Source organism: Gracilibacillus marinus (genome assembly GCF_042651725.1).
Classification (GTDB): Bacteria; Bacillota; Bacilli; order Bacillales; family Amphibacillaceae; genus Gracilibacillus; species Gracilibacillus marinus.
In genome coordinates this window covers 467,023-488,358 of record NZ_JBHSDV010000002.1, presented here as the reverse complement: position 1 = coordinate 488,358, position 21,336 = coordinate 467,023, and the positions used below count along the sequence as shown (strand labels likewise).

Genomic DNA, 21,336 nt, shown 5'->3' with positions numbered 1-21,336 from the left:
TCTCAAATAAAGTTGACTTTAAGCTCGCTTCTAAAAGCTAGCATTTCTTACTATATATCATACTGGTTGTTTTGTTCAGTTTTCAATGATCAAGTTTATAAATGGTGGGCCTGAGTGGACTCGAACCACCGACCTCACGCTTATCAGGCGTGCGCTCTAACCAGCTGAGCTACAGGCCCATTTATGAGTTAATGGAGCGGGTGAAGAGAATCGAACTCTCGACATCAGCTTGGAAGGCTGAGGTTTTACCACTAAACTACACCCGCATATATAGTTATAATATTTTTCGGTTACGCACAATAAATTAAGTGGCGCGCCCGAGAGGAGTCGAACCCCTAACCTTTTGATCCGTAGTCAAACGCTCTATCCAATTGAGCTACGGGCGCTTGTTGAAGCGACATACTCTAATATATCACGAAGCGCTTGTTGTTGTCAAGTCTTTTTTTAAGTGCGGTCGAGAGGACTTGAACCTCCACGGGATTACCTCCCACTAGGCCCTCAACCTAGCGCGTCTGCCATTCCGCCACGACCGCAATATATCAATTTGATTAAAGCAAATTGTGCTACGGAAGTTTGTTGAAAAGTGGAAAACACATGAGATAATTATCCGTCCACAAGTAAAAATGAGCCATGGAGGATTCGAACCTCCGACCCTCTGATTAAAAGTCAGATGCTCTACCAACTGAGCTAATGGCTCGTGATTGTGCATCTGCTTTAAAGTGATCAAATAAAAATGTGAAAATTCGATCAAACTCTATTAAATAGTAATTCGTCATACTTGACGAATTCTCATTACTTACAAATGCAATAAAAAAATGGCTGGGCTAGCTGGATTCGAACCAACGCATGACGGAACCAAAAACCGTTGCCTTACCGCTTGGCTATAGCCCAACAAAAATGGCGGTCCGGACGGGACTCGAACCCGCGACCTCCTGCGTGACAGGCAGGCATTCTAACCAACTGAACTACCGGACCCACTTATCAAACTATAACTTATGACCCGTACGGGATTCGAACCCGTGTTACCGCCGTGAAAGGGCGGTGTCTTAACCGCTTGACCAACGGGCCAAAAAAAAATAATGGCGGAGAAGGAGGGATTTGAACCCTCGCGCCGCTTACACGACCTACACCCTTAGCAGGGGCGCCTCTTCAGCCACTTGAGTACTTCTCCTTGGCTCCACAGGTAGGATTCGAACCTACGACCGATCGGTTAACAGCCGATAGCTCTACCACTGAGCTACTGTGGAATAATGTTTTGTCATTTATTAGCGACGTTAAATATAATATATCATTTCGTTTGTCTTGTCAATACTTTTGAAAACTTTTTTAATAAGACAAACTTATTTAATAACGAAGCTTATATAACTTAACATATTTCAGAATGGTTCGTCAATAGTTTTTATGAAATTTCTTCTTTAGCAAAGCGCTAATTTCCCTCCACATTTCCCGCATCTATACTTATTCATATTTATTTTTCTTTTTCTTTTATATAGCCAATGACACTTTGTACACTCAAATTGATACGTATACGCTACTTTCATAGAAGGTAATGGATTGCAGTGTCTAGGTGAACCTGTTTTTGCAAGCAATGCCTTAAACTCTGGATCTCGATGCATATACCCTTTCCCCTCAATATGTAGATGGTAATGACATAATTCATGTTTAATAATGCCTATGAATTCTTCTTCACCTAATTCTTCTAAATATTTTGGATTCAATTCGATTTTTCTTTTCGATGGTAAGTACCTACCACCTGTCGTTTTTAATCGATTATTAAAAGAAACTTCATCGATAAAGGGCTTGTTGAAATAAGTTACCGATAATTGATGAACTAATTCTTTTAACTGTTCCTTATTGTATTGCTTCAATCTAATCACACCTTTTATTCATCCTCATACAATAATAGCATATTATCACAATAATTCGGAGGGATTCACTATGCCTACTTGGCTTAGAAACCAGTTAACAGGTGCTTTCTTAGAAAGGAATAAAAAACGCATCCTCATATTAAATCAATGTTGGTTTTTCTATTGTAACAAGATGGATGACTAAAAAAAGACTTTCAGGCAATGTCCTGCCCAAAAGTCTCTACTCACTATTCTTTTACCATTGTTAAAGCTATTCTTTGTTTCGCAACATCGACACTGTCCACCCAAACTGTTACAACATCACCAACAGAAGCAATGTCCATCGGATGTTTCACAAACTTATTAGACATCTTAGAAATGTGAACAAGCCCATCTTGTTTTACACCGATATCTACAAATACACCAAAATCAACTACATTACGAACAGTACCTTGCAGCTCCATCCCTTCACTTAAATCTTCCATTGACAAGACACTTTTCTTTAGTAATGGTTGTGGGAAATCATCACGTGGATCACGATTCGGACTAATTAATGCTTTTAGAATATCTTCTAATGTTGGTACACCTATATTCAATTTCTCGGCAATTGCTTGCTTATCTAATGTTTGTAATTGGCTCGTTAATTTATCTGTTCCTAAATCGTTTGTTGTACATTGAATTTCTTTTAACAATTGTTTTACAGCACTATAACTTTCTGGGTGTATTGGCGTGCGATCAAGTGGCTCATCACCTTCCACTACACGCAGAAAGCCGATACTTTGTTCATATGTTTTATTTCCAAGTCTCGGTATTTCTTTTAATGTCTTTCTATTTGTAAATTTACCGTATTCATCTCTATATTTTACAATATTATTAGCAACTGTTTTATTTAACCCAGAAACGTATTGTAATAAAGAAGAAGATGCTGTATTTACATTCACACCAACTTGGTTAACTGCAGTCTCAACGACAAATGTCAAGGATTCATTCAATTGCTTCTGACTTACATCGTGTTGATATTGCCCAACACCTATTGATTTCGGATCGATTTTTACCAATTCAGCTAATGGATCTTGCACTCTTCGTGCTATCGATACAGCACTTCTTTCTTCGACTTGCAAATCAGGGAATTCTTCTCTGGCTAACTTAGATGCTGAATACACACTCGCACCCGCTTCATTTACAATAATATATGCAACATTTAAGTTATTTTTTTCAATTGTATCTGCAATAAACTGTTCTGTTTCTCTGGAAGCAGTGCCGTTACCTATTGCAATTAATTCAATTGGATGTTGTTTAAATAAAGATACAACTTTTTTCTCTGCACCTGCTATATCATTTTTTGGCGCAGTGGGATACATAACATCCACTTCTTTTACTTTACCTGTATCATCAACAACTGCTAGCTTACACCCTGTACGAAAAGCCGGATCCACACCGAGCACATATTTACCTTTAAGCGGGGACTGTAATAGAAGATTCTTTAGATTCTTTGAAAAAATATCAATCGCTTGTTGTTCCGCTTTTTCTGTTAACGTCGCTCTGACTTCTCTTTCTACGGATGGTTGAATTAATCTTTTATAACTATCTTCTATTGTTTCTATAAGTAATGCTTTGTTTGTCTCATTTGTACTAGATCTTAATATTTTTTTCTCTAAGTAATGATATATTGCATCAATTGGAGGTTCGATTGACACTTTAATGACATCTTCCTTTTCACCACGATTCAATGCAAGAATACGATGCGAAACGATGGAGCGTACTGCTTCACTATACGCATAGTACATTTCGAAAACTTTCTTCTCATCAAGCTCTTCCTTCTTCACACTTGATTGAATAGTCCCTTTTTGTAATGTTTGCTCACGAATGTATTCTCTATATGTCGGTTCATCTGCAATCCACTCTGCAATAATATCTTGTACTCCCGCTAATACATCTTCTATTGTATGTAATTCGTTCTCTTCCGATAAATACGCATGAGCTTCTGCCCGGATATCGATATCCTCTTGCGAATACACGCGCTTCGCTAATGGTTCTAATCCTTTTTCTTTCGCAACTGTCGCTCTCGTTCTACGTTTTTGTTTATATGGACGATATAAATCTTCTACTTTTTGTAATTTTGTAGCTTTTTCGATTTCTTGCTTTAATTCTGCAGTGAGCTTTCCTTGTTCTTCAATCAATCGAATAACTTCTTCTTTGCGATCTGCTAAAGCATTCACATATTGCCATGATTCTTGTATTTCGCGAATCTGTACTTCATCTAATGAGCCTGTTACCTCTTTACGATACCTTGCAATAAAGGGCACGGTATTGCCTTCATTTAATAATTCAATTACACTTTTCACTGATTTCAATGCTACTTTTGTCTGTTCGGCTACAGACTTGATCAATACTTGTTTATCTGACAAATTTGTTCCTCCTCGTATAACAATAGCGTAAGCGTCCATTTAGAAACGTAGCGAATGGAGTGAAGCAAACATCACGATGTGCTTGTGAATCGGTAATGACTTATACTCACCAGTACAAGCGTGACTAAACCCCACGCATTCAGATGAGGTAAGTCTTCTATATTGATGGTTGATTCATAAAGTCACCTAGTTTCCGGATCATAGAGCTGGATATGGATATTGCTGTATGTAATCCACCTAGCAAATTCATGTGCTTTTCTAGCTTTCTCTTTCTTATTTTATCACAGTGTGAATCGTCTGTAACATTATCCCCAATTAATTTAATTATCATAATTAAAAAGACTTCCCCATTGTTTCTATGAGAAAGTCTCTTTGGTATATTTCATCGCTATTAATGTTGTATCATCATCTAACTTTTGTTGATATAAGTATGCAAATGTATCTGTTATATGATGGACATTATTATGTAAAAAGTAAGGATTAGAAATTTCTTTTTCCGTTACCCCATCTGAGAACATAATAAAAATCATATCTTCTTCTATCTTGTCTGTAATGATTTTGAACGGACGATCATATCCACTTAAATAACCTGCTTGAGGGATATTCCGTTTTTTTACATTCTTATTCAATGTCAATAAACCGATATTACCAATTGAAGAATAATGATATTTTTGCTCGATTAAATCAATTTGTAATATTCCTAATACGACTCCACGTTTACCGACTAATTGTTGATTGCATTTTTGTAATAATAACTTCACAGGCATATCACGATTACTCTTGATTGTTTCTATGACAATTTGCGATGATTCCTTTGCATATTCTCCACTACCTAAACCATCTGCAAGTGCACAGATAAAGTATTCCTCATCTTGCTCATAGTAATAGCTGTCTCCACAATAATAGTTTCCGTTTTTCGCTTTTTGAAAAACTGACACTTCTACTTGTTGACTATTTGGCATTAACGAGTTGCCTCCATATTTTCTGCTTGTAGTGCTTCTCTTAGTTTTTTAATCGCTTGACGTTGGATTCTGGATACATGCATTTGGGAAATCCCTAATAATTCACCAGTTTCTTTTTGACTCTTACTTTCAAAGTACGTGTAACGTAATATTTGTTGTTCTCTTTCACTTAGTATTGGTAGAATCTTTTCCAATAATAGTTGACGATCAATATGTTCGTATCCATCATCACTATTTCCAATTAGATCAAGAATAGAAACTTCACTACCATCTGAATCGGCTTCTAGCTTGCGATCAACAGATAAAGCATTATAACTTTGACTCATCTCCATTGTTTCTAGAACTTCTTCTTCCGAAACCTCTAAATATTCTGCAATCTCTTTCACAGTTGGTGACTTTTGGTTCTCTGTTGTTAAGAAGTCAATGGAGTGTTTAATCTTTGGTCCGAGTTCTTTAATACGTCTTGGTACATGTACACTCCATGTTTTATCACGGATAAATCGTTTTATTTCACCAATAATTGTCGGGATTGCAAAAGATTCAAAAGATTTACCGATTTCTGGATCATATCTTCTAATCGCCGCTAATAATCCTAACATGCCTACTTGTTCTAAGTCTTCATAAATCATGTTATTTTTCGCATATTTTCTTGCGAGTGATCGAACAAGTTTTTGATAGGTTAGGACGATTTTCTCTTGTATATCATTATTATCAGGGTTCAATTGAAAATCTTTAATCCATTGGTAAACCTCATCCTCCCGATTATGGTGTGGTTGAGATTTGGTCGCCATTCACATCCACCTCATTTTCACGGAGGTATTTCGTCATTAAAACAATTACTCCATAGTCGTTTTTGATTTCAACTTTATCCATCAATGCCTCAATCAAGAATAATCCAAAACCGCCTTCTCTTAACTCTTCGATAGACTGGTCACTTTTGTAAGGTCCTGTTTCAGATTTGACATTGTTTAAATCGAAACTTCCTCCGCGATCTGCTACCATCACTTCTAGTCTGTCTTCATACATACCAAATCCTATCGTTACTTCTCCTTGTTCACCATTGCTATAGGCATGTGTTGTCGCATTAGACATCGCTTCAGAAATGGCAACTTTCAAATCCTCAATCTCTTCATACGTAAAACCCATTCGATTCGCAATTCCAGACGTACTTAATCGCACTACACCTACATATTCTGCTTTTGCTGGCACTTTCATTTCAATGAAGTCAAAGGTTTCCATTTTATTTCCCACCTCGTACAGTTGAGTCAATATTTATAATATTATCAAGCCCTGTTATTTCGAATAATCGACGTACACGATCTTGTAATGAGACTAATTTCAGTTCACTTTCGAATTCTTTCGTTGCTTTTAGCGCGCTAATAAATACTCCTAAACCCGTACTATCCATATAATTGACATCTTCTAAATCGACAATTACGGTAGCTTGTCTGTTCTTCACTAATGGTAACAAAGCTTCTTTTAGTTTCGGCGCTGTATATGCATCTATTTCACCCGCTAGTTTAAGCGATTTTGTAACCTCTTGTTCATTTACTTCAATCGATAAATTCAATGTTCTATACCTCCTACTTCAGTCCATATAATCCAAATCGTTCTTTATATCGACTTGTACAAATTCTATTCCCTAATAAGTATTAGCTAAACTTATTTTTTTAAGAAAATCAATGTGAAATCATCCCTTAATTGGAAATCTTGTAATTTTACAAAATGACGATATACCTTCTCCACTGCTTCTTGTGCAGGTAAGTCCATATATTGCCTGATGACACGCAACACTTCATCTGATTCTACAAACTTCTCTCCTATTCGGCATTCTGTCACACCATCTGTAAGTAATACAATAATATCGCCTTTTTCTAGTTGAATTTCACATTGTTCATAGGAAGCATCTGTTGTGACACCTAACACAAGTCCATTTGCTTGTATTTCATGGAATGTATCTTCTTTTGCATTATAATAAAATCCTGGCTCGTGCCCTGCCGATGCAAATTTCAATGTGCTTGTGTCTGAATGGTATAACCCGTAAAACATAGTAATAAACATACTCGCATCTACATTTCTTTCCACGACACGATTCAAATTATCCAAAATAAAAGGTGGGTCCATTCTCGTTTCAGGTACACTATCTAAGGAATATTTAATCATCGACATCGCAAGTGCTGCTGGGATTCCTTTGCCAATTACATCCGCAATTGCGATACCTAAATTCCCATACTCATCTGAAACAAAATGAAAATAATCTCCATTCATTTGATTAGCTGGAACGCTTATTGCTCCAATATCTAAATGAGGTACCTCTGGAATCGTTGTTGATAAGAGTGTTTGTTGCATATTTGCTGCAACAGATATTTCTGATTCTAACTTCCCTTGTTTTTCTCTTAATGTTTGAAATTCTTGATGAGCAAGTCCATACGAAATCATTGTTTCAAGCAAGAAATTTAATGATTTATCAATCTCACAAGGTAAGTCAGGATAAAGGTCCTTCAATGCTTGAATATGAATATGAATAATTTCCTCTGGTAGAATATTTTTTTGCATCGATATTTTACTGAATTGTTCTGCTTGATATAACGAATTCTCATCTTCTGTAGTAATATATTTGTCTAATAACTTACGGTAACTGTCCACTTCTAAACGAAAGGGCTCCATCTTCACTACCTCCTAACTTCGGCATCAGCTATAATGTATAACTCTTTATCTATGATAGGTAGTATTCGCCTCTTTATTTTCTAACCCATTTTATTGATGTGATGATTGTTCCTTTATCTCTTTCTGAAACGATATCAAAATCATCCATTAATCTTTTTACCCCTGGCAGCCCAGCTCCAAGTCCACCTGATGTGGAATAACCATCTTCCATCACTTTACTTAAATCAGCGATACCTGGCCCCTCATCTGCAGCTATCACTTTAAGGCCAATCCTATTCATATCCCCAACAATTTCGAAGGAAACCATTCCTTTTTGGGCATATAAATAAATATTTCGTGCAAGTTCTGAAATTGCAGTAGCTATTCTTGCTTGATCGACAGTGCCAAAACCTAAATCTTTCGCTTTCTCGCGACCCATCTGTCTAGCTGCAACAATATCCCATTCTTTCTTTATTTGTACATAGGATGGAGTTGTTGTCATAATCACTCCTCCAATTCCTGGCGAAGTTTAATCAGTCCTTGTTCTAAGTCAAGCGCAGTCGGTACATTTCGCATATGAATGCCTAAATCAATTAACGTCATCGCAACGGCAGGCTGAATACCTGTCAACACCACTTTTGCTCCCATTAAATCTGACATTGATACAACATCGCCTAATACTTTTGCAATAAATGAATCAATGATATCTACAGATGTTAAATCAATAACAACACCAGTCGCTCCACTTTTATGTATTTTACTTAAAAGGTCCTCTTGGAATTCGATAGCTGTCTGATCGTCTAAATCAATTTGGATAGATACCAATAAGTAGTTGTGCAATTTCAATATTGGTATTCTCATAAACTCCCCTCCTTATTTTAGTGAACCTAGAATTTCTGTAATTTCTTTGCCTTTTGGTTCACCTTTTTCTACGATTTCTCTTTTCGTCATTTTCAATGCTGTCTTAAATCCTTTTCTTAAAGAACTCTTAGTTGGGAATTTACTTAAATCAATTCCTAAATTAACAATTGTTTGTGCAATCTCAGGTCTGATTCCTACCAAGATACATGTAGCACCGATTAACCTTACCGCTTCTGCAGCTTGGATAATGTGATGAGCCACCATTGTATCCACAACAGGTACACCTGTAATATCAATGAGAACGACTTCTGCATTATGTTTGATGACACCCTCAAGTAAATTTTCCATAATTAATTTCGCTCGATCTGTATCGATTGTTCCAATAAGTGGCATAATTGTAATATTATCCATTACAGGAATTAAAGGCGCTGATAACTCTTGCAATGCTAAACGTTGAAGTGATACAGTATGTTCCCAACTTCCAGAATATTCATTCACTAACTGGTTAATAATTGGTTCTACCCAATTATCTACAACAGACATAATTTTTGAAAAGCTATTGGAATCTACTACTTCTGATTGACTTAAAATAAAATCGATGGTTACTCTTCTAAACGTTTGCAACCCATCTGTAATATAACTTAATGGCCAACCTAAATTAATTAAACGCTCAGAAAAATCCTCGAATGCCGATGTATTACGTTTTTGGTTAATACTTGAGAATATGACATTCACAAATTCTCTGTTTGTTGTATGATATAACTCTTCTGATATATTTGCAGTATAATCATCTTGCTTTTTACTTGCTAATTCTTCTAGCCAATTTTTAGCGATTTCATCACTATTTTCGACTACAATTTTACGTAAAGCTTCTGGCATTTCTATTACCTCCGATAATTATCACTAAATATTTTATAAATGTATTTTGCATACATACTATTTTACATGAACTATTTACAAAAAACGATTATTTTGTAGTTTAAAGTACAAAAATTATCAATGATTGACATTTTTCTCTATTTATATGTGATGTTGCGTCACATGTGGCAGAGTATTTTTACTTACAATTGGTTTACACTGCATCTCAAAACACGACAACAAAAAACTCCCACGCCACAATTCGACATGGGAGTTAAACAATGAGGGAGAATCTAATCTACTGTGTGTTTATAGTAAAATAAAGCATTAGAAATCAGTTAACCCTAAGCTAATCTCTAATCCTTTATCAATCTTTTCCATCATTGCACTATCTAAATGCGTTATTTTATCAGTCAATCTTTGTTTGTCGATTGTACGAATTTGCTCTAATAAAATAACAGAATTCCGTTCAAATCCATATTTTTTAGCATCAATCTCTACATGCGTCGGTAATTTTGCCTTTTGAATCTGCGCAGTAATTGCTGCAACAATGACAGTAGGACTAAAACGGTTACCAATATCATTTTGCAATACTAATACTGGTCTTACTCCGCCTTGTTCTGAACCAACTACAGGTGAAAGATCGGCGAAATAAACATCGCCTCTTCTCACAATCAAAACCTACACCCCGCCGCTCACTAAGCGCTCAAGTGTAACTTCTGCCTCCTCTTCAGCTTGGAAAGCTTCTGAAGCAATATTTAGATTAATCTTAGCCATTTCCATATACCCACGTTGCATGGATTCTTGAATATGACGTCTTTTCTTTTCTCGCAAGTACGTTTTTGTTGCTTGACAAATAAAATCGCTTAAATTACTATCTTCACTTTTCATCAAGCCATCCACCTCATTTAGCAGGTTTTTAGGTAATCTCACCGCAACTTCTTGTAAGTCTTCAGACAAAACCATACACCTCCACCAACATTGACAAGCTCAAAATATTAATCCACTAATATCATACCATTCTAGAAAGCTGTTGCAAAGGGAATTCTGCAAATTTCTTGATTTTTTTCTATAGCGAGAAAGAATAAACAGGTGCTAAATATGGATATCCTTGATCGACAATCTTATCTAGCATACATGTCCAGAACCAAAGCCATTCCGCTACGTTTCTAAACGGGTGCTTTTTGCTTTTGTTTCGTCTAGCACAAGCACCCAGAAACTACGCGACTTCGTAAACCTCCCTACGATAAGTCATCTTCGGTTCGTTCCTCACCGTGATTCCTTTATCTCAGTTGGTTCACTCCAGTCGCTACGTTTCTAAACGGGTGCTTTTTGCTTTTGTTTCGTCTAACTAAATTATGCCACATTTATTCGATATATATTCGTGGGACACGGGAACTTAGCATGCATGCAATTTCGTAGTTAATTGTATTCAATTTATCTGCCCATTCATCCATCTCGATTGTGTCCTTTCCCTGTGTTCCAATTAACGTTACTTTATCGCCTAATTTTGCTTCTTTAGGAAGTCTAATCATAAATTGATCCATACAAATTCTTCCTACAATTTCACATCGTTCTCCATTCACTAAGACTTCTTGCCCTTGGAGCCCTCTGCGTATCCCATCTGCATAACCTAATGGCACAGTACCAATCCACTCTAATTCTTTTGCTTCGTATGTTGCTCCGTAACTAATTGTCGTCCCACGTTCTACTCTTTTTACATTGATCAGTCGACTATATAACGACATTGCTGGTTTTAGTGTAATTGGCCGCTCTTCTTTTACTACTCTAGATGGATATAAGCCATACATACTAATACCATAACGAATGTAATCAAGCATTTTATCTGGGAATCGCATACTTGCCGCACTATTTCCCGTATGAAGTAATACGTTCTCATGATTATCCCAATACTTTTGAAAAGTATCATATAGCTTGTCAAATTGTGTTTGCTGCATTTCAAAATGCGTCGTGTCTGTTTCATCTGCTACTGCAAAATGCGTAAAAATCCCTTCTAATTCAAAATTAGGATGTTGTAATAAAGATAAGATTGTGATCAATTCTTCTTCTGTTCTTATGCCAATCCTACCCATACCTGTATCCCATTTGAGATGGACTTTAATCGCCTTCGTTATATCCAGTGCTCTCACTTCTTCTATCCATTCCTTGTGAAAACATGTCACCGTAATCTCATGTTGAATCGCTAACGGCACATCTTCTGGTCTAATCCAACCTAATACAAGTATAGGTGCATTAATCTCTGCATTACGCAAATGCAATGCTTCATCCAATGTTGCTACTGCTAAGCGGTGTGCTCCTGCTTTTAACGCTGCCTTTGCAACTCTTATATCTCCATGCCCATATGCATTCGCCTTTACGACTGCGTATATCCTCGTATGATTCGGAAGTTTTTGCTTTAATTGTTCTATATTATCTATAATATGTTGTAGATTCACTTCTATCCATGAATCGCGGTAAAACTTATTCATTATGCCTTAACCCTTTCTGCCTTTTCTTTATCTATCCATTATACATCACCATAACGATCTACAACACAATAAAAAGTGAAAGCGATTATTTATGCACAATAGAATAATAAGTTTAAGCAAACAAAAAAAAAATAGCACAAACCAACTTTCTTAGTCTATGCTATCTTTTTACTAATTATTTAATTGCTTGTGTATGAATAGATGTTGCGACATCTATCATTTCTTGTTTTGTTAATTGATCACTTGCCAAATAATAGTTCACACCATTATATTGCCATTCTATCGATGCTTGAGACATTGCACCAACTGTAAATCCTAAATCTACTGGGTCGCCATTAATCACTTCAGGTGATCCTGTACTCGTAGGATATGTTGTGACTACCTCTTGAATAATTGTAAAATTCTTCTCACCTTCATACGATAGCATGACACGCTTTCCATTCTCCGTGTCCATTTGGTTCTCTTCTATAAGTTCTGCACCTAATTGTTCTGCTGGATAATACACTGTTAATTCCTTCGACGTATCTTCATCTGCCATTACAGGAATCCCCAAAATACTGCTTGTCATATTCTTCTCCATACTAAATGTATCTTCAGGTAATTCTGGGTCCAATGTAAATGACGTAAACTCTACTTCTACTAATTCGTTTCTGTCATGATCTAACACTTTCACTAACACAGGTGCATATGTTTTTTTGTCAAAATAGATTGTTTGATATGGTAAGTTACTATTACTCTCATAACTTGTCTTTGTTTCAAAAACAAAGTATTCTTCTGTTTGCGTAAATATTGCCTCTTTATCATCTACAATGTCTTGTATTAATGATTGCACTAAATATGGTTGGCTATTATTTGCAGGCCAATCACTTTGGAATTTAAAACTTTTGTTCAGTGCTGGAGTTAATACAAATACACCATCTTCATTACGAAGGATAATTTGGCTACTTCCTTCATCTTGTTCATTCTTCAATAACACACGGTAGAAATCATTTTTCTTATGAGTGACATCAATACGAAATGCTTGTTCTTCTTTGCCTGTTTTTAATTTCATTAAGGCTTGCGTCTCGTATGCATTCATCTCTTCTACCATTTTCTCTAATTTACCTACTACATCTTCTTTTGATTTTTCTCCACATGCTGCTAATGTAAACATAAAGCACAAACCTATTAGTAATACGATATATTTTTTCACCGTCACTACTCTCCTTTGTCTCATTTTAGAAAAGCGCTTCTATATTTACGCTACTTTTCTTGGGACAAAGGGAACGATAACACGTTAGAAAATTGTACGAAAGACTTGCGATAAACCATCAATTACATCAGATGCAAGTAAATCATATTCCGTATGTTGTCCACTTTCTACTAATAATTCTGCAGACTTCCCGTGAATATAACAAGCATTGCAAATCGCTTCCGTTATCGATTGGTTTTGCATAATCATAGAGAGCATGATCCCTGCTAATACATCTCCACTACCACCCTTAGCTAGGCCCGCATTACCAGTATCACTTACATATTGCGTACCATCAGGACATGTAATAATTGTAAATTTTCCTTTTAAGACAATATACACATTATTTGTCATGGCATACTGTTTAGCAAGGAAAAATGGTGACCGTTTCCATTCAGATATAGTTTTTCCTGATAACATCGCTATCTCTCCAAAGTGTGGTGTAAGGATAACAGGTGCTATTCTCTCTTCTCTTATCGGCAATAATGGTTTCAGATGCGTTAATCCATCCGCATCCACAATAATAGGTATCTCTTTTTGTTCAAGCAGATTATTCATTATATCTTTTGAAAAAGGTTCTTTGCCTACTCCCATTCCCATTGCAATTGCATCAAATCGTTGTACATCATTTCTATTGATTATAAAATGATTCCATTGTTCATACATCGCTTCTATACAATGAGATGCAATAATAGGAATGGTATCTTTCTCCGTAGCAACGGTAATCAACCCTGCTCCTGATCGCAATGCAGCCTTTGTAGCTAATACGACCGATCCTGGCATTTTATGACCACCAATGAGCAATCCTTTTCCATGCGTTCCTTTATGAGCAAATCGATCTCTTCTCGGAAGAGTTGATGCAATGTCCTCCTTTGTCCATTTCTTTACATAGCTATTTGATTGATAAGAAATAGAAGGAATACCAATTGACACCACTTCCCATTCTCCATAATACGGAGCACCCCATTCTGTAAACAATGATTGCTTTGGTGCCTCCACAACATAAGTCTTAGTTGCTTTCACACTTATGTCTAGTGCTGTCTGTTCGTCTGCAGGAAGTCCACTAGGAATATCTAGAGCAATCACTTTTTTTGACCATTGATTGATCGATGCAATGATTTCTTTCATTGGACTTCTAACCTTACCCTTTACACCAATCCCTAACATTGCATCAACAATGACATCAAATGGCTCTAATTCCTTGATGAACTCTTCTGGACTTTCCATGAATGAACACACACCATTTTGCAACAAAAATAATTGTTTATGAAAAAGCGCGTCTCCATTTATTTTCTCATTAGGAACTACTTGAAAGACATGAATAGAAAAACCTGCTTGCATTAAGTATCTTGCAATTACAAATCCATCTCCACCATTATTACCACTACCAACCAATATCGCAATGGAATTTGTTTTACACTCACTTTGAATGATGCGTTCTGCAATGCTTCTCCCTGCATTCTCCATCAATAATTGACCGCTCATTCCCCCTTGCTCTATCGCATGTCGATCTAATTCGTACATTTCTTCCGCGGTTACGATGTACATCTTGTTCCCTCCTACCCGCATTAAAATAGTATGAGACAACCTCTCTTAATATACCGATTATGATTCAATTATTACTTGTGCTATGGCATATTCTTTACTATGAGAAATCGAGAGGTGAAGCTTGTTAGATTCTAATCCATGAAGCGAGAGAATCGGTGCGCCTAACTCACTTCTCTTTATTTCCATATCCTTAAATCCAACTTCCCCTCCAATACCTGTTCCAACAGCTTTTGCACAAGCTTCTTTTGCAGCAAATCGCCCTGCAAAATATTCGATTTTTCTTTTTTCGGTTGGAAGCTGGTTATACAATTCTATTTCGTTTTGTGTTAACACACGAGCAATTATTTTCGGTTTTTTTTCTATTATTTCTTTGATTCGATCAAGTTCAATAATATCAATTCCTATTCCTTTAATCATGGTGATACTCCTATTTTTTAATTGATTTTTTATTATAATTATTAGTGAGATGAAGGGGCTTTTTTATTTATTTGGTTCGTTGGTTGGTTACTTTGGAATCGAGATGGCATGTGTTGCTCGTGGGATTCCTGCGTGGCTCGTGGAATTCCTGTGTGGCTCTTGGATTCCCTGTGTGGCTCTTGGATTCTCTAAGTCTCTTTTGTATTAGTATAGCGCACTACCCTTTTGTTGAGAAGTAAAAGTGTGGTAGTTACTATATCCTATCAAAGTTTTGTGCTAAGATTAGGAATAAAGCGGTAATGATTGAATGAATGATGGAGGTATTTTATGTTCTTAAGAACGGAAAGTTTCAAAGACTTTATGTATTTTTACCCTGTGACGTTCGTGCTCATTGTGATACAAATTTCCATTTGGTTAATTAGTAATATGATTGATCCTATTGGGAATATCATTTATAACTATGGTGTTGGAAATCACTACCTTATACAGCAAGGGGAGTATTGGCGATTATTCACATCTATTTTCTTACATGCAGGGATTGGTCACATTGTATTTAATTCCTTTTCTCTTATCTTATTTGCACCAGCATTAGAACAAATGTTAGGAAAGTTTAAATTATTATTTGCATACTTTTTTACAGGCGTAGCTGCAAATATCCTTTCATTATTCGCAAATGCAGAATCAATGAATTATTATTTAGGTGCATCTGGAGCTATTTATGGTTTATTCGGACTGTACATGTTTATGGTATTATTCGAAAAGAAATTAATCGATCCACAAAGCGCAAAAGTAATTACAGTTATTATTGTGATTGGAATCATTATGACTTTTATTCGACCAGGAATAGATATTACAGGTCATTTATTTGGATTTATTGCTGGGATTGCATTAGGGCCAATTATCTTAAAAAATGTAAAAGCCTATTCTCCTTACAGAAATAGACGTCGAAAATCTACAGATGACTCGATTGGTTTTGATCCAAATCGTTGGAACAAAAAAAGATATAAATATAAAAAATATGTCAAACCAATTATCACGACAATTTTTATCATTTTAGTATTACTTGGGGTTATGGCAACATTATTACAAAGATAGTACATAGTCCAAGTTTTATACATAAAAATAAGTGAGGGGGAACATTATGGTATCATTATCGTTATTCGTTATTGCTGGACTCATTGCTGGGATTGGCATTCTCGTTGTATATAAAAGACTTGTATACAGACTTGCAAATCTAATCAATGAGAACAAATTTAATCAACAATCCTTACAAAAGGAGCAAACGAAATATTTTATTTCCGTTGCGTTAATTGAAGCGTTACCAATTATTTTGTTTGTTTTTGGCTTTGTTAACGCTCAAGACGCAGCAATAGATTTTTCAAGTAAAATCATACCATTCATTATTATTTTGGGATTGGCTGCTTTTTGTATTGCTCAAGTATTTATTACAAAACAAGAGATTCCTACAGAAAAGTTGTCTTCAAGCGAGCAAAATTTGATTAAAACATTTCATTTTGTAGGAATCGCGACAATTCTCGCAATTCCTACATTATCGATTGTCGGAATACTTGTTGTATAATTTCCCAATCAAAAAACCTGAACATCGTAGTAGAAAATACTACATTGTTCAGGTTTTTTATATATTAATCTTTGCTACGTTTATTTTGGAATTTACGGTTACGTCCGCCTTGCTTCCCTTTTCTTGCATTGAATCCACGCTTGTTGTCGTTTCTAAATTTTTTGTTTTTTGAATTGCCTTTTCCTGCACCTTTCACACTAACAGGCTGTACAGAGCTTAATGTAACAGGTGTTTGGCGACGTTCTTTAGTTAACATTTTTAGTACTGCTGACACAATTGTTACAGAATCGTACTCTTCTAACAATTCCGTTGCTGTCTCACGATAATCTTGTAAGTCTCTCTTCTCGATTGTTTTCGCGATTTTTTGTACTGTTAACTGTTGTTGACCACGTTTTGCTTCATCAAAGCTAGGTGGTGTCATACGTTTCATTTTACTTTTTGTTACTTTTTCAATTAAGTGTAAATGCGGCACTTCTCTTGGTGTAATAAATGAAACTGCTTCACCCATTTTACCAGCACGACCTGTACGCCCAATACGGTGTACATAGCTTTCTGGATCTTGTGGAATATCGAAATTGTATACATGTGTTACACCTGAGATATCTAATCCACGCGCTGCCACATCTGTCGCCACCAATATTTCAATACGACCTAATTTAAATTTATTTAGTACAGATGAACGTTTCCCTTGTGTTAGGTCACCGTGGATTCCTTCTGCTCTAAATCCTCTAGCTTGAAGTCCTTCTGTTAACTCATCTACACGTTTTTTCGTACGACCAAAAATAATTGCTAATTCAGGTACATGTACGTCTAATAAATTTGTTAATGTGTCGAATTTTTGCTTTTCATGAACTTCAACGAAATACTGGTCAATATTAGATACAGTCATTTCTTTTGATTTCACTTTTACTTCTTCTGGTTCTTTCATCAATGTCGCAGCAATATTTCTAATTTCTTTCGGCATTGTTGCAGAGAAAAGTAATGTTTGACGGTCTTCTGGAATTGCTTTTAAGATGTCACGAATGTCATCAATGAATCCCATGTTTAACATTTCATCAGCTTCATCTAATACAGCAACTTTTACATCTTCGACACGGATAGTCTTACGACGCAAGTGATCTAATAAACGACCTGGTGTTGCTACAACGATATGCGGACGGTCTTTTAATGCACGGATTTGTCTTTCCATATGTTGTCCACCATATACTGGCAATGTACGGACACCTTTGATTTTTGCTAGTTTGTGCAATTCTTCTGATACTTGAATAGCCAACTCTCTTGTTGGAGCTACTACTAAACCTTGAATTTTACGGACACTTGTATCAATTTTTTCAATCATCGGAATACCAAATGCAGCTGTTTTACCAGTACCTGTCTGAGCTTGTCCGATAACGTCTTTTCCTGCAATTCCTAACGGGATGGTTTGTGCTTGTATTGGTGTTGCTTCCTCAAACCCCATTTTTTCTAATGCTTTCATAATTGAATCTGAAATACCTAATTGATTAAAATTTGTCACTATTTATTTCTACTCCTTTAACTTTAAAGTCTCATCTATTTATCATTTTTCTTCGTTATCTTCAGTTTACCCATATATTCGTTATTAGTAACGGAATTTTTGAACATGTAAGGAAGATGTTTGGCTACAAAGAGACAGAGGACCTGCCTTCTTTGTTGCAGAAGCTTTCACTGCGTGGCATCATAGAAATGTACTTGTGTGTTTGTTTGCATGAAATTAAATATCTCTCACATTACTTGTAAAAACAGTGATTACTATTCATAATAAAGTGAGACCTAAATCAGTATGAGTTATTTTGCCTTACTGATTTTGTAGCGAGACTTATCAGGCAGTTAGCGTTCGCTTATCCATAACTAATTTTTCAAATAGGATTCGGAACGATGACACCATGATAAACATATTCAGTAAAAACATGCAAACATGAATATTGTTTTATCTAAGTGCGTAAAAACTGCAGATTCAGCATATATCTGCAACTAGATATTCTATAATTTTCTGCAATGAAAAAAGCCTTCCTCCACATTTGGAAGAGGCTTTTAAATGACCAATCAATGGATTAGTCTATCATAACACATTCTTCCTGTTTATTCTATATATATTTTTAAAATTTTTATTATGTTCTTCAAATAATACGTAGTGATGCTTATTACAGTACCCCAAATATGAAAAGTCGAATTGGTAGGTGAAAATGTGAAAGACAACAAGTTCTATTCTTATATGATTATGATTATTGGTATCCTAGCAGTTTCTACTGCTGCCATTTTCGTTAAGCTTGCAACAGAAGTTCCACCTGCTATGATTGCAAATTACCGTTTATTATTTGCAACAATTACTTTGTTACCATTCTTATTGATTTTTAAACGAAGAGAACTAGTTCAGTTAACAAAAAAAGACTGGTTATTGATTGCACTTGCTGGTATTAGTCTCTGTATATACTTTATCCTTTGGTTTCAATCCTTACACTATACTTCTGTTGCTAGTTCTGCCATCTTTATTGCATTACAACCAATATTAGCTTTTTTGGCAACATCTTTATTGTTTAAAGAGCGATTTTCCCAAGGTGCTACTATTAGTATAATTATTTCTATAGCTGGTTGTTTTATTATTGCATGGGGCGATTTAAAGCAATCTAGTACGCTATTTTACGGAGATATATTAGCATTGCTCGCGACTTTCTTTATCACGGTTTATTTTTTACTTGGACAAAAAGTACGCAAACACGTCTCTTTATTAACATATACGACGACTGCCTATTTATTCGGAACCATTGGTGCAGTTCTATTCAATATCGTACTAAGAAATGATTTCTTTTCTTATAGTACTAAAGAATGGGGAGTGTTTGTTTCTATTGCGATTGTTCCAACTGTGATTGGTTTAAATTTACTTAATTTAGCACTAAAACGAATGCGCACATCTTTATTCTCCACAGGAATTATTTTTGAGCCTGTAGCTGCTAGTCTCTTAGCATTTATTATTTTACATGAAAATATTTCTTGGTGGCAATGGCTCGGAGGAATGATTTTGATTTTCGGTCTCCTTTTATTCATTGCAAGTACAAGAAGAAAGCGTAAAATGAAAGTAACCATAACACCTTAACTATTTTCAGCTAAGGTGTTATGGTTTTGTTTGTCTTGCAAAAATCTCACTACACTCGTAATTAATATATCCCGATCTTCTCCTAAACAAATTAAATGTTTTGAATCGTGAAAATACATAATTTCTGCATCTACAGGTATTTCTTTATCTAAGTAATGCACGGATTTAAATGGTACAATCCCATCTTGCATTCCTTGGGCAATAAACACAGGGCAATGAATATCCTGTAAATAAGGTTTGGTGAATTTCATACATTTTAAAAATTCAATTGTTGCCCTAACTGGAATCGACCCATATTTACTTTTATAATGATTAAATAGCGGATCTGTTCCTAGTTTTTTGCGAATTGCTTTTTGACCAAACATTACAATGTCAAGAGATATTCTCGGAATGCTAATGTATCTCCTACTAGTGGATAATAACACTAATTTCTCGCACGTATATTTAGCAGCTAAATATGCAGCAATCATACCACCCATCGAAAAACCGATAATGTATATCTTTTCGTGTCTTTTACTTAAATCAAAATAACACTGTTCACAATGTGTAATCCATTCCTCATAGGTCACTTTCGATAAATCTAATTCACGCCCTTCACCTAGTCCATGTCCTGGTAAACTAGGTGTTATAATTTCCCAATCGGTTGTCTCTTCCAAATAATTAGCCAAAGGCTCTACTTCATATGGCCCCCCTGTAAATCCGTGAATGACTAAGCACCCTGACACAACGATCCCTCCTTTAGTAGAATCCTATATTCTGTTCCTTTACCTACACGAACATGCCAGTTATTTATGTAGAATCATTCATGTATCAGTGGTTCATTGTATCTAAATTTGTTATCATTTTCGTACAAATAGTTTACCCTCTTTTCAACATCATTAGACATGATTTTAGCTAATGGATATAGTCTATCCTTCGATTGATTTATTTTTGCTCATACAAATAATCCGAACTATTGATATAGGCAACCTAAACAAGTCCGGATTTTACTAATATTATTTCTCTATTATGCTTTGAATGATTTAACTAAATTCGTCACATTTTTCACTAATGGTGATACTTGTTGATATGTTGCCGCTAACTGGTTCACCGTTTGGAATACTTTGTCAAAATCCATTTCGCCATCTTTTGTCTGAAAATAACTAATAAAAGGATTTGCCTGTTTTCCTAAATTTGGTGATGGTTGGTAGGTAGGATACGGCAATGGCAATGTCGGTTTTTGGTAATATTGAAATGGAGTCATTGTTGTTGCCTGTTGCATGTAGTCAGGTGATACATACGGATTTTGTTGATAATGTGTCTGTTGGTTTGGATAATTTTGATAATATTGATAAGGGGGTCTATGTTCCATACAACTTACCTCCGTTTCTATACACAT

At 35.7% G+C, this 21,336-nt stretch carries 23 protein-coding genes and 10 tRNA genes; 4 read left to right on the top strand and 29 right to left on the bottom strand.

All coding sequences use genetic code 11. The features are described from left to right. Positions 1 to 102: 102 nt before the first annotated feature. The 11 genes from ACFOZ1_RS10205 to ACFOZ1_RS10155 all read right to left on the bottom strand — a co-directional run bounded on the left by ACFOZ1_RS10205 (position 103) and on the right by ACFOZ1_RS10155 (position 1,868). Positions 103 to 179 (bottom strand) — tRNA-Ile (locus tag ACFOZ1_RS10205). 13 nt (positions 180 to 192) lie between these two features. Further along, positions 193 to 266: transfer RNA gene (locus tag ACFOZ1_RS10200), tRNA-Gly, on the bottom strand. A 43-nt stretch (positions 267 to 309) separates the two neighbouring features. Then, positions 310 to 386: transfer RNA gene (locus tag ACFOZ1_RS10195), tRNA-Arg, on the bottom strand. Positions 387 to 449: 63 nt separating this feature from the next. Beyond that, a tRNA-Leu gene (locus ACFOZ1_RS10190) sits at positions 450 to 533 on the bottom strand. A 91-nt stretch (positions 534 to 624) separates the two neighbouring features. Next, positions 625 to 697: transfer RNA gene (locus ACFOZ1_RS10185), tRNA-Lys, on the bottom strand. Positions 698 to 816: 119 nt separating this feature from the next. Then, positions 817 to 891, bottom strand: a tRNA-Gln gene (locus ACFOZ1_RS10180). A 7-nt stretch (positions 892 to 898) separates the two neighbouring features. Further along, positions 899 to 975 (bottom strand) — tRNA-Asp (locus ACFOZ1_RS10175). Positions 976 to 996: 21 nt separating this feature from the next. Then, positions 997 to 1,068: transfer RNA gene (locus ACFOZ1_RS10170), tRNA-Glu, on the bottom strand. A gap of 12 nt (positions 1,069 to 1,080) precedes the next feature. Further along, positions 1,081 to 1,171 (bottom strand) — tRNA-Ser (locus ACFOZ1_RS10165). A 1-nt stretch (position 1,172) separates the two neighbouring features. Further along, positions 1,173 to 1,247, bottom strand: a tRNA-Asn gene (locus tag ACFOZ1_RS10160). A gap of 168 nt (positions 1,248 to 1,415) precedes the next feature. Next, a complete protein-coding gene (locus ACFOZ1_RS10155) occupies positions 1,416 to 1,868 on the bottom strand; it encodes a SprT family protein (RefSeq protein WP_390198990.1) in 453 nt (150 codons plus the stop codon). A 70-nt stretch (positions 1,869 to 1,938) separates the two neighbouring features. Here ACFOZ1_RS10155 and cmpA point away from each other — a divergent pair, with 70 nt between their 5' ends. Next, positions 1,939 to 2,052, top strand: coding sequence for a cortex morphogenetic protein CmpA (gene cmpA / locus ACFOZ1_RS10150; protein ID WP_390198988.1), 114 nt, complete (start codon positions 1,939 to 1,941; stop codon positions 2,050 to 2,052). A gap of 43 nt (positions 2,053 to 2,095) precedes the next feature. Here cmpA and ACFOZ1_RS10145 read toward each other — a convergent pair whose 3' ends face one another. From ACFOZ1_RS10145 to acpS, 15 genes are all read right to left on the bottom strand, one after another. Beyond that, positions 2,096 to 4,294: a Tex family protein gene (locus ACFOZ1_RS10145; RefSeq protein WP_390198987.1), complete on the bottom strand. Its 2,199-nt coding sequence runs from the start codon at positions 4,292 to 4,294 to the stop codon at positions 2,096 to 2,098. A gap of 317 nt (positions 4,295 to 4,611) precedes the next feature. Further along, the gene (locus ACFOZ1_RS10140) at positions 4,612 to 5,217 is read right to left on the bottom strand and encodes a SpoIIE family protein phosphatase (protein WP_390198985.1); all 606 of its coding nucleotides are present in this window, start codon (positions 5,215 to 5,217) and stop codon (positions 4,612 to 4,614) included. Then, the gene (sigB, locus tag ACFOZ1_RS10135) at positions 5,217 to 6,008 is read right to left on the bottom strand and encodes an RNA polymerase sigma factor SigB (protein ID WP_390198984.1); all 792 of its coding nucleotides are present in this window, start codon (positions 6,006 to 6,008) and stop codon (positions 5,217 to 5,219) included. The genes ACFOZ1_RS10140 and sigB overlap by 1 nt, the downstream gene beginning before the upstream one ends. After that, the gene (gene rsbW, locus ACFOZ1_RS10130) at positions 5,980 to 6,456 is read right to left on the bottom strand and encodes an anti-sigma B factor RsbW (protein ID WP_390198982.1); all 477 of its coding nucleotides are present in this window, start codon (positions 6,454 to 6,456) and stop codon (positions 5,980 to 5,982) included. Before rsbW ends, sigB begins: the two co-directional genes overlap by 29 nt. Before the next feature lies 1 nt (position 6,457). Beyond that, positions 6,458 to 6,787: an STAS domain-containing protein gene (locus ACFOZ1_RS10125; protein ID WP_390198980.1), complete on the bottom strand. Its 330-nt coding sequence runs from the start codon at positions 6,785 to 6,787 to the stop codon at positions 6,458 to 6,460. A 92-nt stretch (positions 6,788 to 6,879) separates the two neighbouring features. After that, on the bottom strand, positions 6,880 to 7,884 hold the full coding sequence (locus ACFOZ1_RS10120; RefSeq protein WP_390198978.1) for a PP2C family protein-serine/threonine phosphatase: 1,005 nt from the start codon (positions 7,882 to 7,884) through the stop codon (positions 6,880 to 6,882). Positions 7,885 to 7,957: 73 nt separating this feature from the next. Next, a complete protein-coding gene (locus ACFOZ1_RS10115; RefSeq protein WP_390198976.1) occupies positions 7,958 to 8,365 on the bottom strand; it encodes an anti-sigma regulatory factor in 408 nt (135 codons plus the stop codon). Between the two features lie 2 nt (positions 8,366 to 8,367). Further along, positions 8,368 to 8,724 (bottom strand): STAS domain-containing protein, encoded by a 357-nt coding sequence (locus ACFOZ1_RS10110; protein ID WP_390198975.1) that lies wholly within the window; start codon positions 8,722 to 8,724, stop codon positions 8,368 to 8,370. A gap of 12 nt (positions 8,725 to 8,736) precedes the next feature. Next, positions 8,737 to 9,603 (bottom strand): RsbT co-antagonist protein RsbRA, encoded by an 867-nt coding sequence (locus tag ACFOZ1_RS10105; protein ID WP_390198973.1) that lies wholly within the window; start codon positions 9,601 to 9,603, stop codon positions 8,737 to 8,739. Positions 9,604 to 9,909: 306 nt separating this feature from the next. Beyond that, positions 9,910 to 10,260 (bottom strand): type II toxin-antitoxin system PemK/MazF family toxin, encoded by a 351-nt coding sequence (locus ACFOZ1_RS10100; protein ID WP_390198971.1) that lies wholly within the window; start codon positions 10,258 to 10,260, stop codon positions 9,910 to 9,912. 3 nt (positions 10,261 to 10,263) lie between these two features. Then, positions 10,264 to 10,548: a CopG family ribbon-helix-helix protein gene (locus ACFOZ1_RS10095; protein WP_390198970.1), complete on the bottom strand. Its 285-nt coding sequence runs from the start codon at positions 10,546 to 10,548 to the stop codon at positions 10,264 to 10,266. A 401-nt stretch (positions 10,549 to 10,949) separates the two neighbouring features. Further along, the gene (gene alr, locus ACFOZ1_RS10090; protein WP_390198968.1) at positions 10,950 to 12,071 is read right to left on the bottom strand and encodes an alanine racemase; all 1,122 of its coding nucleotides are present in this window, start codon (positions 12,069 to 12,071) and stop codon (positions 10,950 to 10,952) included. Between the two features lie 175 nt (positions 12,072 to 12,246). Further along, positions 12,247 to 13,263 carry a LolA family protein gene (locus ACFOZ1_RS10085; protein WP_390198966.1) on the bottom strand — a complete coding sequence of 339 codons (1,017 nt, stop codon included), beginning with the start codon at positions 13,261 to 13,263 and terminating at the stop codon, positions 12,247 to 12,249. Between the two features lie 84 nt (positions 13,264 to 13,347). After that, positions 13,348 to 14,850, bottom strand: coding sequence for an NAD(P)H-hydrate dehydratase (locus ACFOZ1_RS10080; RefSeq protein WP_390198965.1), 1,503 nt, complete (start codon positions 14,848 to 14,850; stop codon positions 13,348 to 13,350). A 57-nt stretch (positions 14,851 to 14,907) separates the two neighbouring features. Beyond that, positions 14,908 to 15,267 carry a holo-ACP synthase gene (gene acpS / locus ACFOZ1_RS10075; RefSeq protein ID WP_390198963.1) on the bottom strand — a complete coding sequence of 120 codons (360 nt, stop codon included), beginning with the start codon at positions 15,265 to 15,267 and terminating at the stop codon, positions 14,908 to 14,910. Between the two features lie 327 nt (positions 15,268 to 15,594). Here acpS and ACFOZ1_RS10070 point away from each other — a divergent pair, with 327 nt between their 5' ends. Then, on the top strand, positions 15,595 to 16,362 hold the full coding sequence (locus ACFOZ1_RS10070) for a rhomboid family intramembrane serine protease (protein ID WP_390198961.1): 768 nt from the start codon (positions 15,595 to 15,597) through the stop codon (positions 16,360 to 16,362). A gap of 46 nt (positions 16,363 to 16,408) precedes the next feature. Beyond that, on the top strand, positions 16,409 to 16,846 hold the full coding sequence (locus ACFOZ1_RS10065) for a hypothetical protein (RefSeq protein ID WP_390198959.1): 438 nt from the start codon (positions 16,409 to 16,411) through the stop codon (positions 16,844 to 16,846). Positions 16,847 to 16,910: 64 nt separating this feature from the next. Here ACFOZ1_RS10065 and ACFOZ1_RS10060 read toward each other — a convergent pair whose 3' ends face one another. Next, complete coding sequence (locus tag ACFOZ1_RS10060) at positions 16,911 to 18,362, bottom strand: degradosome RNA helicase CshA (RefSeq protein ID WP_390198957.1); 1,452 nt, start codon at positions 18,360 to 18,362, stop codon at positions 16,911 to 16,913. Between the two features lie 690 nt (positions 18,363 to 19,052). Here ACFOZ1_RS10060 and ACFOZ1_RS10055 point away from each other — a divergent pair. Beyond that, positions 19,053 to 19,958, top strand: a complete 906-nt coding sequence (locus ACFOZ1_RS10055; RefSeq protein WP_390198955.1) for a DMT family transporter — start codon at positions 19,053 to 19,055, stop codon at positions 19,956 to 19,958. Here ACFOZ1_RS10055 and ACFOZ1_RS10050 read toward each other — a convergent pair. Further along, on the bottom strand, positions 19,955 to 20,683 hold the full coding sequence (locus tag ACFOZ1_RS10050) for an alpha/beta hydrolase (RefSeq protein WP_390198953.1): 729 nt from the start codon (positions 20,681 to 20,683) through the stop codon (positions 19,955 to 19,957). The genes ACFOZ1_RS10055 and ACFOZ1_RS10050 overlap by 4 nt on opposite strands. 281 nt (positions 20,684 to 20,964) lie before the next feature. Beyond that, positions 20,965 to 21,309, bottom strand: coding sequence for a YppG family protein (locus tag ACFOZ1_RS10045; RefSeq protein WP_390198951.1), 345 nt, complete (start codon positions 21,307 to 21,309; stop codon positions 20,965 to 20,967). Positions 21,310 to 21,336 lie beyond the last annotated feature (27 nt).